Origin of the sequence: Rhodoblastus sp. (assembly GCF_019449565.1) — a bacterium.
Taxonomy (GTDB): Bacteria; Pseudomonadota; Alphaproteobacteria; order Rhizobiales; family Beijerinckiaceae; genus Rhodoblastus.
This window is the reverse complement of sequence record NZ_JAGRPM010000039.1, coordinates 35,282-50,591: the sequence shown is the minus strand read 5'-3', so window position 1 is coordinate 50,591 and position 15,310 is coordinate 35,282. Positions and strand designations below refer to the sequence as shown.

Sequence of the window (15,310 nt, the reverse complement as noted above, 5' to 3'; positions counted from 1 at the left end):
GAAGATGGCGAGATGGCCTTCACCGATTTCGGCATCGAGAACCTGATCGACCTCATCAAAATGCACAAAGACGATCCGACGATCCTGGCGAGGCGATCAACCTGATGCCGGCCGCCTGCGTGCTACGCCGGATGGATACGAATCGCCCGGCGCTTCGCCCTGTTCGGCGACCGCTTTGAGCGCGGCGAGCGCGTCTGTACGCGAGGCGACCCTAATCACGAGCACATCCGGCGTCTTGTTCGTGACCGCAATCGAGGAGCCCCGCGCGCCTTTGCCGTAGCCACGCGCAAACTCGTCCCATGAGGCCTGTAGGGGATAGGTTTCCGGATGGAAGGCTGAATTGGGCAACTTGCTGTCGTCACCAAAGATGTCGGTCAACGCATCAAACAGTTTCCCCACGCGGTTGACTTGCTTGCCATTTGCTTTCGCCGCCAAGCCTTCAATTTCCTTCCGCTCCTCAGCCGGAACGCCGGCAGGCCAATTCTCCGGGCTTTCCGCCACAACATATTTCGCCAGCGTGGCTCGCGTCAGGCGCTCAAGTGTGAATGGATAAGGCGCCAGCAAAATATCCCAAGGATAGTCTTCGCGATCGAGCGCCAGCGGCGCGCCGAGAAACTTCAACAGATTTTGAACCGTAACGAGGTGCCCCATCTCTTCTTTGGCGATCCCGAGGATGATCTGCCGCCATCCCGCTACCGCCGCTCGGTGATCTTCAGGAATTTGGGGGCCGCCCAGAGAATAGGCGGCATAGAGATACTGCACCATCAGCGAATGCTCGATCTGCGCTCCAATCGTGAGCAGATAGATCGCGTATTCACGCCAGTTGAACTCGACGGGCAGAGCGATCGCCGCTCGGAGCGCGAGCGTTGAAAATGGGCCGTCTCGGCTTGTCACGCGATCAAAAAAAAATAGCTTCAAGGTGCCGTTCGCTTCGCGCCCGCATTCGCCGCCCCCCTGGTTGGCTTGAATATTGGCCCATCAGCAAGGTATGCTGGCTGCAGTCAATTTGGCAAGTCAGACATTCTGCAATTGCTTTTTGCGAAGAACTCGAAGCGCTTCGCGACGAAAATCGATGAGATGCAGTCCTGATCTCGTGTTGGCGCCGCCGCATGTCGTTCGAACGCAAGGTCAGGCCGGAGCGCGATCTGTCTCTCGTAAAGCCAACAGCGGAGCGCCGTATTTGTCTATGAAGGCAAGAGAAGGCGCGAAAAAGAAGCCGCCTCCGGTTGGGATAATCCACTGCCTCTGAGGCTCAATGAAGTCCGGTTCTGCCGCTTGCGAACGCGGTCCAAAAAAGCTCGCGCTCTTCGGAGCGTACTGCCCTCCAGCTTCGTCGGGAACGTATTGACCGACCAGCAAATCGAAACCGCCAGCCTGTGGACCGGTGCGGGTATTCATCCAATCGCTGTTGAGCACCAGGAATTGGCGATCGATGCTTCGTTGATACGCCAAAAAAAGCAGTCCTCGGCTTTCCTTGTTTCTCAGATTGCAGGGATTGGCGTGATCGAACGGCGGCCCGAATGGAATGCCGCGCCGAAGCATCTGAAAGCCTTGCGTCTCGACGCGTCCCCCGCGATCCGTTGGTTGATCTCGGGGATTGACCTTCCGGGTGTGAGCCCACACCGGGCAGCGACGGCCGCGCAGAACGTCCGGATCGGCAGCGGAGCCATCAATTTTGGTCTGATCGTCCAGAACGATCGGCGGAAGCTCTGTGCCAAACTCGAAGTAGTTGACCGCGTTCGGATCTTCCTGCCTGATCGGGTCCTTGTCGAACCGCATGAGGGCCGCGCCGGACGGAAAGCGTCCGACGATGCGGGCGCGCAGCCCGGCGCCATCGATCTCAACTTTACTGTCGACGGTCAGTTTACGGGCAAGCGAATCAGTGTCGGCGTAGAATGCGTGGACGTCCTGCAGCAACCGTCTGAAAACCAGGAATGAACCGTTGGTCAGCTCGGGTGACAGCATCGGGCGATCGGTCGGGCCCGTCGATTGCCCGGTGAGAAACTGACCTGGCCACGCAAGCGGCTGTCCAGCTTTCCCAAAATCGATTCCATCGCGAGATGGAACTCCATACCGGGTTGTGACCAGCCTTTCCGTTCCGTTTTGCATGATTTTGCCGCGCACGCCGGGCTGCGAGATGCCGTCGCGAAATCCGAAATGCTCCGCTTCGCCGTCGAGCATGCGGCCGGCTTCGCAATAGATCGGTTGGCAACCAAGCAGCGCCGCAATTTCAGCCACAACGGGCGCGGCTTCCGTGACGACGTCGGCGTCATGAGCGAAGATGAGCAGCAGGTCGGCACGTTTGGAAGGGGAGCCGACTTTCCAGTTCGCCAGCGCCGCAGGATTTTCGGCGCCATCAGGCAACGTCTGGGCGTAGGGGTCTCCCAGGAGGCTTGGGGTCATGCCTTGCGTGAACGGCATATTCTCGCCGATGTCCAGCGCTGCGACGCCGTGAGCGCCCAGCGCTTCGGTTGCTGCGATCCCCAATGCGACATTGACCCAAAGATCGGTCCGCTGCGGCGGAGGCGCGCCTGCAAGGAATGCCAGCTTGCGGTCATCGCGGTGACCGAGCGCTTGCGACATGGTGGTGATCTCGGGGCGTAGTCGCGCCAGAGCCCGTTGAAGCCGAAGACCCTCAGCGCAGGTGAAAGCTACGAGGTAGCGCTCGGTCCTATTGAAGCCCGGCAGTATGTTCCCTTGAATGTCGTCTCCGTCGAGGAGCGGCTCCTGCTCATTGGACATCGCGGCCTCCAGCGAGCCGCGTCAGTCCGAGCTTGGTCACGGTTGCTCCGCTCTCATTCTTTGCGGCCGCCAACGCCGGAGCGGCATCAGGACCGATCAATTCGGGAAAGGCATCCTTGGATGTCACCGGATCACAGATGTCTGCAACCGGGTTGTGATCGAGATTCACTTTGCCCACGTCGGGAATAGCCGTGGCGCAGCAGCAATGCATGATGCAGCGCTGGAGCGGCGGCGTATGCTCTCCCAGATTCGCTGTTTTTCCATATAGAACCATCTGGATCCGATCGGCGACCTGACCGCCATGCGTCAATGCCCTGCCGCGGATGTGAATTTTATCGAGTCCGAATGGCGATGCAGGCGGCGGTTCGAGAACCGCCATAAGGCCACGGCCGGTAACTCCTCGAACAATCTTGAACCATCCAGAAAGTGGCGTTCCGCCCGCGTCGGTAACCGTGCCGGCCGCCAGCTGATCGATGTACAAGGCAACCGGGTTCGCGAGCGTGATCGATTGGACCTGCGCGCCAGCGGCTGCTGGTATCGCGGTGAGATTAACTCCGATACCGATGTTCGGATCGCTGCTGCGGTTTGGGTCGCCAAAATTCGAAGCGCATGCAAAACGACGTACGTCAGTAACGCGGTTGCCATTCGCATCGCGCCGCGGGATGGTGGCGCGAGCCGCGAGGTTGATTTCGGCGCCGAGCGTGTTTGCTGGGTGCGTCAAGTGAATGAGGCCCTTGGTCGTGTTCCATTCGTTGTAAGGGTTGTACGTTCCCGCTTTGAGAACGCGATCTCCGAACACGATATCCTGCTGCAGCTCCAACTCGTCGGGTTGCACGGATGGCGATACATTTTGTCGGTAGAGTTCGACAACTCGGTCGAAATCGTGCCCGGCGAGCGCAATCCAATATTCCGGAGCCTCGGCCGTGAACACGATCCGCGTAATCGGACCGTTCAACGTTTGCCTATATGCAAACCATTCACAATACTCATCCTGGACGCGACATGGCATGGGAATCTTATAGTTCTTGTCGGGCGAACGATCGACATTAGCGAGCCTGTCTGCGGCGTCCCATCGCGCGACCGGGTCGATGGGATTGTCGCGGGTGATTGAAAGCGGGAACGCGTTCCAAGAAATCGGCGCATCGGCGCTCGTCGCAGGCGTTGCGACCTCAGAAAAGAAAAGCTTGTTATTCGGCGGCAGATTGGCAATCTCGTCGGCAAAATTTGCAGCGATCGCAGCGTGCCAATCATCGAGAAATGCTGCGCGCGACGGGCGACCCGCAAGGTCGTCCACGTCGGCTGGAGGCGCATACTTGAACATCGCTAACGCTCCTCTGATCGGCAAAAAAATTGCGGGTTTGGAACCGCACATAAATCGTCATGCGCTCGGCGCGAAGACGCCTACACGTAAGTGCGTTTGTTAATGGATGCCTACCGAATCAAAGGCTGAACCAATCGTCGCCAGCCGAGCGGCGCGAACGACGGGATCATATCCGTAATAAACAGTCGCAACATTTTCGAGAGTGCGTCTGCTGTCCGAAAAATCGGACATCGGCGTTAGCCTTGTGAGGGCCACATACAGAAGCAGGACGGCTTCGCGCGTCGGGAATGACAGATTTCCGTTCGCATCCACGGCGGTAAGCAGCTTGTAAACCGCCTTATTGTGAATGCCGCTGTAAATGTGCACGCCGCCATTGTCCTGGGTAATTTTCTTGTACTGATTCATGTGATCAGGCTGACCGGCGGCGGCGGGGTCGGCAAAATTGCGAATTGGCCCGCCTCCGGCAGCCAAACCGGAACCGATCTCCCAGGTCCAGCCTGAGATCGCGTTCGGCCTTTGCGGAAACCAGTTCGCTATGACAATGCCGAAGATGTCGCTGAACGACTCGTTTAGTGCGCCCGGCAAATTTCGATACACCAAGCCCGCGGAAGACCCCGTGACCCCGTGTGTAAGTTCATGGGCGATGACGTCGAGATACTTCGCAAAACTTTGACCGCTCTCCTGCCCGTACCACATTCTGTTCTGCCAGAAGACGGCATTGCCCCATTGCGGGGCCGGAAGCGGATTGTTCCCACTCGAATAGACGTTCACCACCGACACGAGCTTCATGCCTTTGCCGTCGATGCCGTTCCTTTTCAGTTCGTTATTGTAGAAGTCGAAAACCAGCGTCGCGTGATAATGCGCGGAAACCGCTTGGGGCGAGCTTGCGGCCAGGTCAACTGTTGCATTCGAAATCGGCCCCTTGGGGAAGGGCGGATTCAGATCCATGTCCTGGAAATTGTAGTCGTAAGTCTCGATGTTGCGGATCGGATCGACCAGTGAATAGCCGGCTTGGCCCGCAAGTCCGTAAAACTGCTGGGCGCAGTTGAAACAATCGATGCCCGACATCGGGGTCGGAACATCGAGCCCCGGCGTCGAGCTGAACCAGAAAACGACTTCCCCGCTTTTTGCGTCCACGAAAAAATCGAATTCAGGCCGCGACGCGCGAAAGCTTGGTCGGATGCAGGCATGCGCGGAGGTCTCATCGTCATGTCCCTCGTCCGGCGGAGGGAACGGCGCCGCCGCAAAGTGGTACGCGAGATGCCAGACGTCCTTTTCTTCGTCCAAGAACCAGGTAAGGACCGGTGGCACGAACGCATCGGGGAGGACATTCTTGGCGTTAGACCAATGCACCAATCGGTCCCAAGCCACTGCGGGACTAAGCGTCGCGATCGGCGGAGCATCGGGGACCGGAGCAACCTTTCCATTGATCGAGACCAGCGTCCTGTGGTCGGCGTCGATGTCGACGACTACGCGCGCCCCGAAGACGGGGATGTTTCGCGCGGACTGCTGAAAAGCCAGTGAATGCGAGTTCAAGGCGGGCTGGTCAGATACGCTGCTCAACAGCAAGTCGGGCACGAGCTCCGGGCGCAGCGGAGCCGTGATCTCTTGCAGAGAGTCGTCGCCGGAATCCTCCAGATAGGTTTGAAGGAACAGTCGGCTTGCCGACTCGTCGCTGAGACCGTCAAGGCGCCTGTGAACGGCCTCGAGTCCGGGAACCGTCACAGCCTGATCAAACCGCATCATATTTCGAAGGCGAACCTGATTAGGCTCGATGTCCGATCCACGACCAGCGACATTTATATTCTTGAACGAACGCATGACGCCCCCCATCTGCTCGCTCAAGAGATAGCATGTGCGGTCGCGCCGCGCGCGTCAAGTGAGCTGATTACGTTTTGACTCACGAAATTGAAAGCAAGCATATCTCATCGCGCGGTTGTAAGGCATCAATCTCCAGCAGCCTTTTGACACAGATCGATTAGTTTACGCAGGCCCTTTATATTTTCTGTTTGATGCGCCTTAAAGGCAATATTGTACTCATAAATAGATTTGCGACACAGCTCCTTCGCATCGTCAGGCGCGGCACCCGTCATTGGGTTTATGCGAGGGAGGGCTTTAAAAAAATAAACCTCGCTCAATGCCGCATGAGCCGGCCAATCATTTTTATCAATAGATATCGCGTCTGTACATTGCGTTACGGCGTCATCGTAGAGATGCAAATCATTTGATACTATACACTTTAGATTCTTTGCAAGGTATTCTTGCCTAGAACCCTTGACCGCATGACTGAGAATATAATTAATAATAGACAAAGTATTGTGAAAAGACGTTCCATTTATTACTTTCTCATCATTGTATAAACTTGCCGCCAACGTGTATGGACTCATGATCTTTAAGGTAGACTGAGACAAGTTATTGATAATATCGTCAATATCAGTATCTGAGCGGGGTGCCGTACCATTCTCGAAGTCGCTCTGGGCCGCTATTAAATATGTGTATTCATCCTTGCCCGCCGTGACAGAAGCTAGAATCCGTCGGCTAGGCAAGAATAGAAGGTCTCTAATTAAGTTGGATAACCCCCGAACGGAAAATTCGGAACCAGGGATTTTTAAACTTTCTATATCCGTTTGGGGAAGAAGGCCATAGCGCTGAGTTGCAAGATCAAAGTCGCGTTCGGCATTTATCTTGGTTAAAATTGTCTTTAATGTAACCAACTTAGCAATATCGTTGTTTGTATAGCCTAGCATTGATATTTGCTTAGGTATTGTCAGAAGAATAAGCTCCTGCCGACTGTCAAATAAATCGCGCATTGTTGCTAAAAGCACTATAATTACAATTATCGCGGCACCGATAACACCCAGACTTTTGCATTTGTCGGCCAATTTCGTCAACATTTTGGCCTCACCAGTATCATTTCAGCCGACATTCGCCAGATGGCAGCCTTGTCGCGGCCGAGACTACGCCCTGAGCAAGGCTTTGACCAGACTAGAATGTCGTTGAGGCCCTGCCGTGGCCTGTAAATACGTTTCGGGGCGGGCCGGCTCGCGCTCGCGCGCCGAGGGATGCCGAATTTTCTGTCATCGAGATGCATGAGGGACCAGTGAGCGGACTATCGCTGGCACGCTGAGATTAACAAGGACGGTGGGACCCCGATTTCTCGTGACGGAAGTTTTCTTCGTCTTTCCCAGGGAATTCATGTCACAGGGCAAGCTGGAGTGGGCGGTACCTTGGCTGATATCCTCTCGCTGCGCAGAAAGAATATCGACATTCATGCCACGCCTCGCGTGGCGCACGGCTCTCTACGAGGCGGCCCATATCATTCTGACGCGGCCGCTCAAGGGAGCGAACATGCTCAAAAGCTGGGCGATGAAATTGGCTGGGCGGGCGGGAATGAAAAAGGCGAAGGTGGCGCTGGCGCGCAAGCTCGGAGTCATCTTGCGCCGGATGTGGGTCGATGGAACGTCGTTCGCTGGCGAGCCCGTTCGCTCGTTCAAGTCTGTAGCCGTATAGGAGAGAGATAACAGTTTTCGGGCGGGTCAAAACACCAGCCTTCCCGATGCGAAGTCCCATCGCCGGGACGATGGACGAGGTCAGACCGCAAAACGCTCCGTGGCGTCAACGACCACGCGCAACTAGATTGGCCGGCTTCATCCTCATCTAATCCCATCAGGTGGCGGCCATGCGCCGACCACGGACAGAAGAGCGATCCGGCGATAGGACAGCGCAAAAAAGGATTGACTACCAGAGGCCCGTTACAGAAGAGAACTGAACAGCCGGGTGGCGAGGCCCCTGCCGGGAGGCGTTGACTTGCTGCCGACAGTTTAATTAATCTGCGCTCCGCGCAACTGCTACCCGCGCGGCAGAATGTAACGAGGAGCGTCCGATGGCAATCAGTCCTTACGGATCCTGGAGCTCCCCGATCACATCCGAGCTTGTGCTGGCTGATGCGATCCGGCTGGATCAGGTCCTGCTGGACGGCGCCGATCTCTATTGGACCGAATCGGAGCCGCAGAAACAGGGCCGCTACTTCGTCTACCGGCTGGGACGGGACGGGACTATCGAGCCTGTCACGCCTGACGACACAAACGCGTTCAATGTCCGCACGCGGGTGCATGAGTATGGTGGTGGTGCGTTCGCGATCCAGGGCGGGACCGTTTACTTCTCCAATTACGCTGATCAGCGGCTGTACCGTCAGGATCCCGGACAGGCGCCGCGCCCCATCACGCCGGCGGCCGGAACGGCGGAGCCTGCCGGCAACGTGCAGGGCCTGCCGGCGACCCACCCTGGCGACCAACTCTCGCAAGCTGCAGCGGTCGATCCCGCACCGCCGCCCATCGCGCCCGATGCGCTCCGTTACGCCGACGCGGTGATCGATGCGCAGCGTGGCCGGATGTTCTGTGTGCATGAGGATCACACGGTACAGGGGCAGGCACGCAACACGCTGGCAAGCGTGGACATGTCCGGGGTGAAGCCGCCGCGCGTCATCGTTTCGGGCAACGATTTCTACGCGGCGCCCCGGCTCAGCCCGGACGGCAGACAGCTGGCCTGGCTTACTTGGAACCACCCCAACATGCCATGGGTCACGACCGACCTCTGGGTCGCCGAGGTGCTGGACGACGAGAGCGTCGGCAAACCGCGCCGGGTCGCGGGCGGGCCAGACGAGGCCCTGTTCCAGCCGCAATGGTCCCCCGACGGCGTCCTCTACTTCGTGTCGGACCGGGGCAGCGGGTGGTGGAACCTGTATCGTGAGCGGAACGGGCAGGTCGAGCCGGTCTTGCCCATGGACGCTGAGTTTGGGGCGCCGCAGTGGAACTTCAACATGTCCACATACGCCTTCGAATCCGCGGAGCGGCTCGTGTGTTGCTACGTCAGTGATGGCATCTGGAGGCTTGGCAGCGTCGAGACCCGGACCGGCAAGCTGACGCCGATCGCCACGCGGTTCACCGACATCTCGCAAGTCCGTGCGAGCGCCGGCCGGGTCGTCTTTCTCGGAGGGAACGCTTCCGAACCGCAAGGACTGATAGATCTCGATCTACAGACAGGCACCGAGCGAGTAGTGCGGGCGTCCGCCGTCTTGAGCGATGCAGTGGGCCCCTACATCTCAACCCCAGAGGCGATCGAGTTCACGACGAGCGGCAACGAGGTCGCGCACGCATTCTACTATCCTCCTCTCTCGGCCGAGTTCACGGCGTCCCCGGACGAGAAGGTACCCGTTTTAGTCAAGTGCCACGGTGGGCCGACCGCGTCCGCTTCCAGCACCATGTCCCTTTCGGTCCAGTATTGGACCAGCCGCGGAATCGGCTTGCTCGACGTTAACTATCGCGGCAGCACGGGGTATGGTCGCGACTACCGGCTCCGCTTGGCGCTGCAGTGGGGGGTTTTTGACGTTGACGACTGCGCTTTTGGCGCCCGTTATCTCGTGGACCAGCGCAATGCGGACCCGCGCCGGCTGGCCATCAGCGGTGGCAGCGCCGGCGGATATACAACGCTGCGCGCGCTGACAGCAGCCGAGAAGACGTTCAGTGCAGGCGCGAGCTATTACGGCGTGAGCGACCTGGCCGCCCTGGTGCGCGACACGCACAAGTTTGAATCGCACTATCTCGACTGGCTGATCGGACCCTATCCGCAGGAGCAGCAGACCTATGCCGAGCGGTCGCCAATCAATCACATCGACCAACTCACGGTGCCGGTGATCTTCTTCCAAGGGGCCGAGGATAAGATCGTGCCGCCGAACCAGACTCAATTGATGGTGGACGGGCTGAAAAACCGTAACGTCCCTGTTGGCTACGTCCTGTTCGATGGCGAACAACACGGTTTCCGCAAAGGTGAAAACATCCGGCGCGCAATGGATGCGGAGCTGTATTTCTACGCGGCGCTGCTGACCCGCTCCGGTCTGCATTATCTTTGAGCCCGGGCCGCCCGGGCGCGGCACGTGCGGTTGCTGCAGCCAGCCAGGGTCGTGTCTCTCTCCCGACGGTCGGAAGGGTGGCGCGCAGTCGCGGCCACGCCGAACGAGGAGATCGCGCTCGAGGCCGCGTTCCTCGTCGTGGCAAGCGGTCGTGGCGCGCCTGTGCGCCGGCGCCGGCTTGGAGCTCCGACGCTCGGTGGAAGCGGTCCAAACAGACACGTGCTTCGACGGCGGTTTCGGCAAGTTCACATTAGCGTGAACGGCAGTTATTCACCGGAAATCTATCTTGCTCAATTTGTAGAACGAGTATTGTATACTCGCAACTTTCAATCATTTGCACCAAAAAAAATTGCGGGGACGGGCATATGAGTTTTCCTGAACCGGGACGACGAGTTAATCGGAAATTGCTCGTAAGTGTATTTAATACGCAGGAGGCTCGCGCGGCTGTTCTTGGTGGCGGACGAATTGTCGACAACGAGGATCCCAAGAGTGCGCTAGGGAATATTAGCCTGCGGCATATAATGGATATCAGCGACGCAGTGCTCGACTTCCATCGAGATTTCGAGGTGCAACTGAGCACGAACATTGGCGAAGACCAGCTTCTGTTTCGGCGATCCCAGACCGGCCAAGCCATCGAGAAATCCCAGCATGAGATCGCTGGCACGGCCGCACAAGCCGCTCTCGGCGTTGCGCTTTCGATAGGCACGCGGGTCCATCCAGTGAGCTTCGTTAAGGTCGGTGCGGACGGCATGGAGGTCGACAAAATCGGCCGGGTCCTGAGCGATGTCGGCGCCACGATGGGACAGACCGAAACTTTGAGCCATTGCAAGTCATGTCGGTCCTGTTCGGCCAAGACCTTCAGCTCTGGCAAGAACGCAAGCGCAATGACTCGGTCCGCAAGGCTCTCGTCGAATTGCGGGAGCTCAACCCGAGCTCCGACCGCGATCCCGATGCATTCGATATCACCCATTACGCGGTCAACTCACTTCGGGATCCGCAGAGCGGCCATGTGCTGTTCACGGATGCCTCGCAGGTCTCGTTATCGACTCACATGCCGTTGCAATACTGGATTGGGCATGGCGACATGGCCTGCTCGCCGGAGTCTGAACCATCCGCACCGATAGCGCGCGCAGGCTGCGTCGTGGGCGGCGACGCTAGTGTCGCTATCGGTTGCTGACACGTCGCCTTCCCGGATCGGGACCGCGAAACCATCTGTTTGAATAATTTGTCGCGCCAGTCAAGTCCATGACAAAAACGATCAAGCGATTGTTCATCGAAGCTGAGATTGTGCCAGGACATCGCTCTAGCTTTAGCGCATGCTAAATGCGACCCACAAGGGAGAGGACGCTTGCCGGAAACGCCCTGCGCCATATTCTTTGATCTGGGCGACACTCTCGGATCTGCGGTCCTGTCACCGCCACCCCTGCACCTAGTCCGTTTCGATCCTTATCCCTTCGTGCCGGGGTTGCTGTCCGTTTTGCAGGCCAAGGGACTTCATCTCGGGATCATCTCCAACACGGGAGAAGACGGGAAGGCGGCAATGGATGCCGTGCTCGAGACGGCCGCGATCTTGCAATATTTCGACCCGGCGTTGCGGCTCTACTCGCGTGATTTGGGCCTGACCAAGAATTCACCTGCGATCTTCGGTTGCGCCGCGGAGCTGGCCGGGTGTGCGGCAACGCCTGAGAAGTGCCTGTTCGTAGGAGAGGATGCGGTCGAGCGCAGCTTTGCCATGCAGGCTGGCCTGCGCGTGTGTCCGCATCCGCTGCTGATCGATGAGGTGATTGCGGGCGAACGGCTGCGCTACGTCCGCGTGACCATGCCGCCGGCACATATGCAGGAGGGATACGAGTTGCTGCGGCGGCGCGCCTTCGTCCCGGTGCACGTCGCCGGCCGGAGCGGACGCGTGGTGTACGGGATCACGAGCCAGCGTGCTGCCACCGAGATCGCCAACTTGCTGCTGCAGGTCGATTTCCTGGGCAACCCGGACGCGCCGAACGAGTCCGACTTGTACCTGCTTCGGGACGATCTGGCGCAAAGGAGCGGGTTCGGCGTGACCGGCGGTGCCGCGCGGCGGTTCTTCGCAGGCGATGACGGCCCGCTGCTGCTGTCGGCGACCGAGGACGGCTTGCTCGCCGCCCTGCCCCCAGGCCGTTCTCCCGGCGAATTCCACTTTGCCGAAGCGCGGCATGGCCACACGCTCAAGCTGATGCCCGACCCCCACCTGCTCGAACCGGCGCGCGGGGGCGCCTCAGTCGGGTTCGCCGGGGAGGCGGCCGCGATGGCCAAGCTTTCCCCTGAGGAGGGTGAGGTCCTCTCCAGCATCGGCAGCGACGCCATTCTCGCCCTTGTGGAACGATACAGCGGGATCAGGCCGCTTTCCTCCGACGACTCCGGACCGATCCGGAGCCGGCATATCGCCGACGTCGACGGCGACAATGAACGGGCCGCGATGGCGCTTGCGCGTGACCTGGAAGCGGCGGGCCATGGCCGCCTCCAGGTGCGAATGGGCCGTTTCAGCCATCGGGGACTGACGCTCTACAACGTCGAGGGCGAGCTCCGTGGAGCCTCGCCGGAGTTGGTCCTGATCACGGCGCATCTCGACTCCACGGCCGCGAACGATGACGACTATGACGAAGTGCACGGAGCGGCCCCGGGCGCGGACGATGACGCGAGCGGGGTTGCGGCAGTGCTTCTGGCCGCCGAGTGCCTCGCACGCCTCGCGGCGACGGCGGCGGCGCCGCCCGCCCGCACGATCCGCTTCGTCCTGTTCAACGCCGAGGAGGAGGGCCTTATCGGCAGCCGGATCTATGCCCGGCAGCAGCGGGCGCAGCAGGCGCCGATCGTCGCCGTATACCAGATGGACATGATCGGCTATCACGAGCGGCCCCCGCGCACCTGGGAGGTGCACGCCGGCTACGCGCCGTCGGCGGAGGTCCAGGCGCGTTCACTCGCCCTGGCGAGCGTGCTGGGCCAGGTTGCCCCGCTCGTCTCGCCAGCATTGGAGCCGGTGCAGGTCTATGGCGCCGACGACCCGGCGGCAGGGCGTAGCGACCATGCCCCGTTCCAGGCCCAGGGTTACGCAGCCTGTGTCGTCTCCGAAGATTTCTTCGTCGGTCCGGCACCGGACTCGCCCGCGCCTCAAGCCAACCCGAACTATCACCGGGCTGGCGATAGGGTCGTCGTTGCGGACTTCGCCGCAGATATCGCGCGCGCCGTTGCCGCTGCCGCCTGGATATCAGCAAAAGGCGTGGCCGGCGTCGCGCCGCAATTTGCCACAACACCTGCCAACTTGATGACGGGGAGGACACAAATGGCACGGGAAATTGACACCGGAAATTTCAACCAGGCTGTCCGGCCGCTGGAGACCGCCGCGCCGCCCGGCGCCCGCCGCCTGCGCCTGAACGCTCATTCTAGCTTCCCAGAGGCTCTTGTCGCGGCTGAGGCGATGCCTGGGGCCGCCTCGGCCCCACGCCAGCCTACTGGCTCTGTGATTAGCCGCGCGCTCTCTGTTTTGCGGACCGAGCGGGTGCGGGCCGCAGGCTTTACGGCCGCTAGGCCCTCAGACGGAACCGAGTTCGTGCCCGATCCGGTGCCGCAACGGACCAGCTCAGCCGCAGAAATCGTTCACTTCCAGCAATTCTACCGCGGCGTGCCAATGTTCCGGACCACGCATACGGTGCGGTTCGCGCCAGGAGGTCAGGAAGCTGATGTGCTCGGAGACGGCGTAGTTCTCGCCACGGAAGTGGATACCGCGCCAATGATGATAGCGGAGCAGGCTGTCGCCACCGCCGCCAAGTACCTGGCGTCTGCTGGGGCGCGCACCGTCAAGGACGAGTTCGGCCAAGAGGCCACTCAGGCATCATTCAAGCTGGACGGGTTCGAGCCGAAGGTGATCGCCGGCTTCCCAACCCTGCCTTCGCAGCCGAGCGTGGTGGACTGGGTCGCCACGTCCCCGGACGCACAAGCTTCGGAAAAACCGTTCTCCAAACCGGTCCCGGCCCATCTTGTGATATTCGACCAGGTCGCCGGTCCAAGGCTCGGCTGGTATGGCGTATTCACACGGGAGACCGAGTTTGAGCAGTATGCGGTGATCGTCTCGGCGGATCGGACCGCTGGCGAAATACTGTACGTACGCGATATGATGCACATGGCCCAGGCGCGCGGGAACGTCTTCGAGTTCAGTCCCGGCATCGCCGACCGACGCATGACGGACTTCCCCCGGCCGATCGCCGACTTCCCAGTCATGCCGGGCGCGCCTCTGGCGGGCTTTCCCGCCGATTGGGTGGAGGTGGACAAGACGGTCGGCAACGCAACTGTCGCGACCCTCAACTTCAGCACTAGGTCGCTCACTGGGGCCCCGAACGGGAATGTGGTCGAGTTCAACCCGGCCGACCGGTTCGACGACAATCAGAAGTTGCTCAACATCTTCTACTTCTGCAACTACATGCATGATTTCTTGTATATTCTCGGCTTTGATGAAGCGGCCGGCAACTTCCAGAAAGTGAACTTCACCCATACGGGCGTCGGTGGCGACCAGGTCCGCGCGCTCGCTCACAGCGGCGCGGTCCGCGGCACCGCGAACATGTCCACCGCCGAGGACGGAACGCCGCCGATCATGAACATGGGCCTCGTCCAGAGCACCAACCGGCACACCGCCTTCGACGCGGACGTCGTCTTCCACGAGTTCACGCATGGCTTGACTAACCGCCTCGTCGGCGGGACGCGGCAAGGGCACACGCTGGACGCCGCGCAAAGCGGAGGCATGGGCGAGGGGTGGAGCGACTTCTTCGCCCTCACCATTCAGAACTTCTACCGAGCGCAGAACGGTCAGGACGAGCGGGTCATTACTGGGAATTGGGTCGTGAACAACCAGACCGGCATCCGTTCGAACCCCTACGACGACCGCTACCCGTTCACATATGGCAACGTGAGTACGTTCCCGCGCTTCAATCCTGAAACGGATGACCCCGACCCCAATGGCCTGCCGGACGTCCATCAGACGGGTGAGATCTGGTGCGCCGCCCTCATGATGATGATCCGCCGCATGCGTGCAGTCCTGGGCAACGTGGACGGTTACCGGCTCGGCTGGCAGATGGTGGTCGATGGGCTGAAGCTCACCCCTGCCAACCCGTCCTTCCTCGATGCGCGCGATGCCATCCTGCTAGCACTCGACCACATGCTGGATCAGCGCCGCATCCCGCAGACCGTTCATGTAACCGCGCGCCGGGCGGCGCTCGCAGCCTTCGGCCGGTTCGGAATGGGCCCGAACGCGACGACGGCGGATGCGGGGGTGGATGGGATCATCGAGGATGTTGTTCCGGTGCCGGTCGCGTGAC

Annotated in this window: 9 protein-coding genes and 1 pseudogene; 4 read left to right on the top strand and 6 right to left on the bottom strand. The window is 60.0% G+C overall.

Annotated features, from left to right (window positions below):
* Positions 1-96 precede the first annotated feature (96 nt).
* From QZ409_RS10345 to QZ409_RS10325, 5 genes are all read right to left on the bottom strand, one after another.
* On the bottom strand, positions 97-918 hold the full coding sequence (locus tag QZ409_RS10345) for a ferritin-like domain-containing protein (RefSeq protein WP_296710360.1): 822 nt from the start codon (positions 916-918) through the stop codon (positions 97-99).
* Positions 919-1,128: 210 nt separating this feature from the next.
* Complete coding sequence (locus QZ409_RS10340) at positions 1,129-2,742, bottom strand: hypothetical protein (RefSeq protein WP_296710358.1); 1,614 nt, start codon at positions 2,740-2,742, stop codon at positions 1,129-1,131.
* Positions 2,732-4,063, bottom strand: coding sequence for a hypothetical protein (locus tag QZ409_RS10335; protein WP_296710356.1), 1,332 nt, complete (start codon positions 4,061-4,063; stop codon positions 2,732-2,734). Before QZ409_RS10335 ends, QZ409_RS10340 begins: the two co-directional genes overlap by 11 nt.
* A gap of 99 nt (positions 4,064-4,162) precedes the next feature.
* Complete coding sequence (locus QZ409_RS10330) at positions 4,163-5,884, bottom strand: M4 family metallopeptidase (RefSeq protein WP_296710355.1); 1,722 nt, start codon at positions 5,882-5,884, stop codon at positions 4,163-4,165.
* A 125-nt stretch (positions 5,885-6,009) separates the two neighbouring features.
* Positions 6,010-6,957, bottom strand: a complete 948-nt coding sequence (locus QZ409_RS10325) for a hypothetical protein (RefSeq protein WP_296710352.1) — start codon at positions 6,955-6,957, stop codon at positions 6,010-6,012.
* Positions 6,958-7,351: 394 nt separating this feature from the next.
* Between QZ409_RS10325 and QZ409_RS10320 the strand changes: the two are divergent.
* A pseudogene (locus QZ409_RS10320) lies at positions 7,352-7,573 on the top strand (hypothetical protein); the annotation flags it as partial.
* Positions 7,574-7,946: 373 nt separating this feature from the next.
* A complete protein-coding gene (locus QZ409_RS10315) occupies positions 7,947-9,971 on the top strand; it encodes a prolyl oligopeptidase family serine peptidase (protein ID WP_296710349.1) in 2,025 nt (674 codons plus the stop codon).
* Between the two features lie 494 nt (positions 9,972-10,465).
* On the opposite strand, the gene QZ409_RS10310 is transcribed toward QZ409_RS10315, so the two are convergent.
* Positions 10,466-10,795 (bottom strand): hypothetical protein, encoded by a 330-nt coding sequence (locus QZ409_RS10310; protein WP_296710347.1) that lies wholly within the window; start codon positions 10,793-10,795, stop codon positions 10,466-10,468.
* Between the two features lie 8 nt (positions 10,796-10,803).
* Here QZ409_RS10310 and QZ409_RS10305 point away from each other — a divergent pair, with 8 nt between their 5' ends.
* Positions 10,804-11,148, top strand: coding sequence for a hypothetical protein (locus QZ409_RS10305; protein ID WP_296710345.1), 345 nt, complete (start codon positions 10,804-10,806; stop codon positions 11,146-11,148).
* A gap of 171 nt (positions 11,149-11,319) precedes the next feature.
* Positions 11,320-15,309: a M36 family metallopeptidase gene (locus QZ409_RS10300; protein ID WP_296710342.1), complete on the top strand. Its 3,990-nt coding sequence runs from the start codon at positions 11,320-11,322 to the stop codon at positions 15,307-15,309.
* Position 15,310 lies beyond the last annotated feature (1 nt).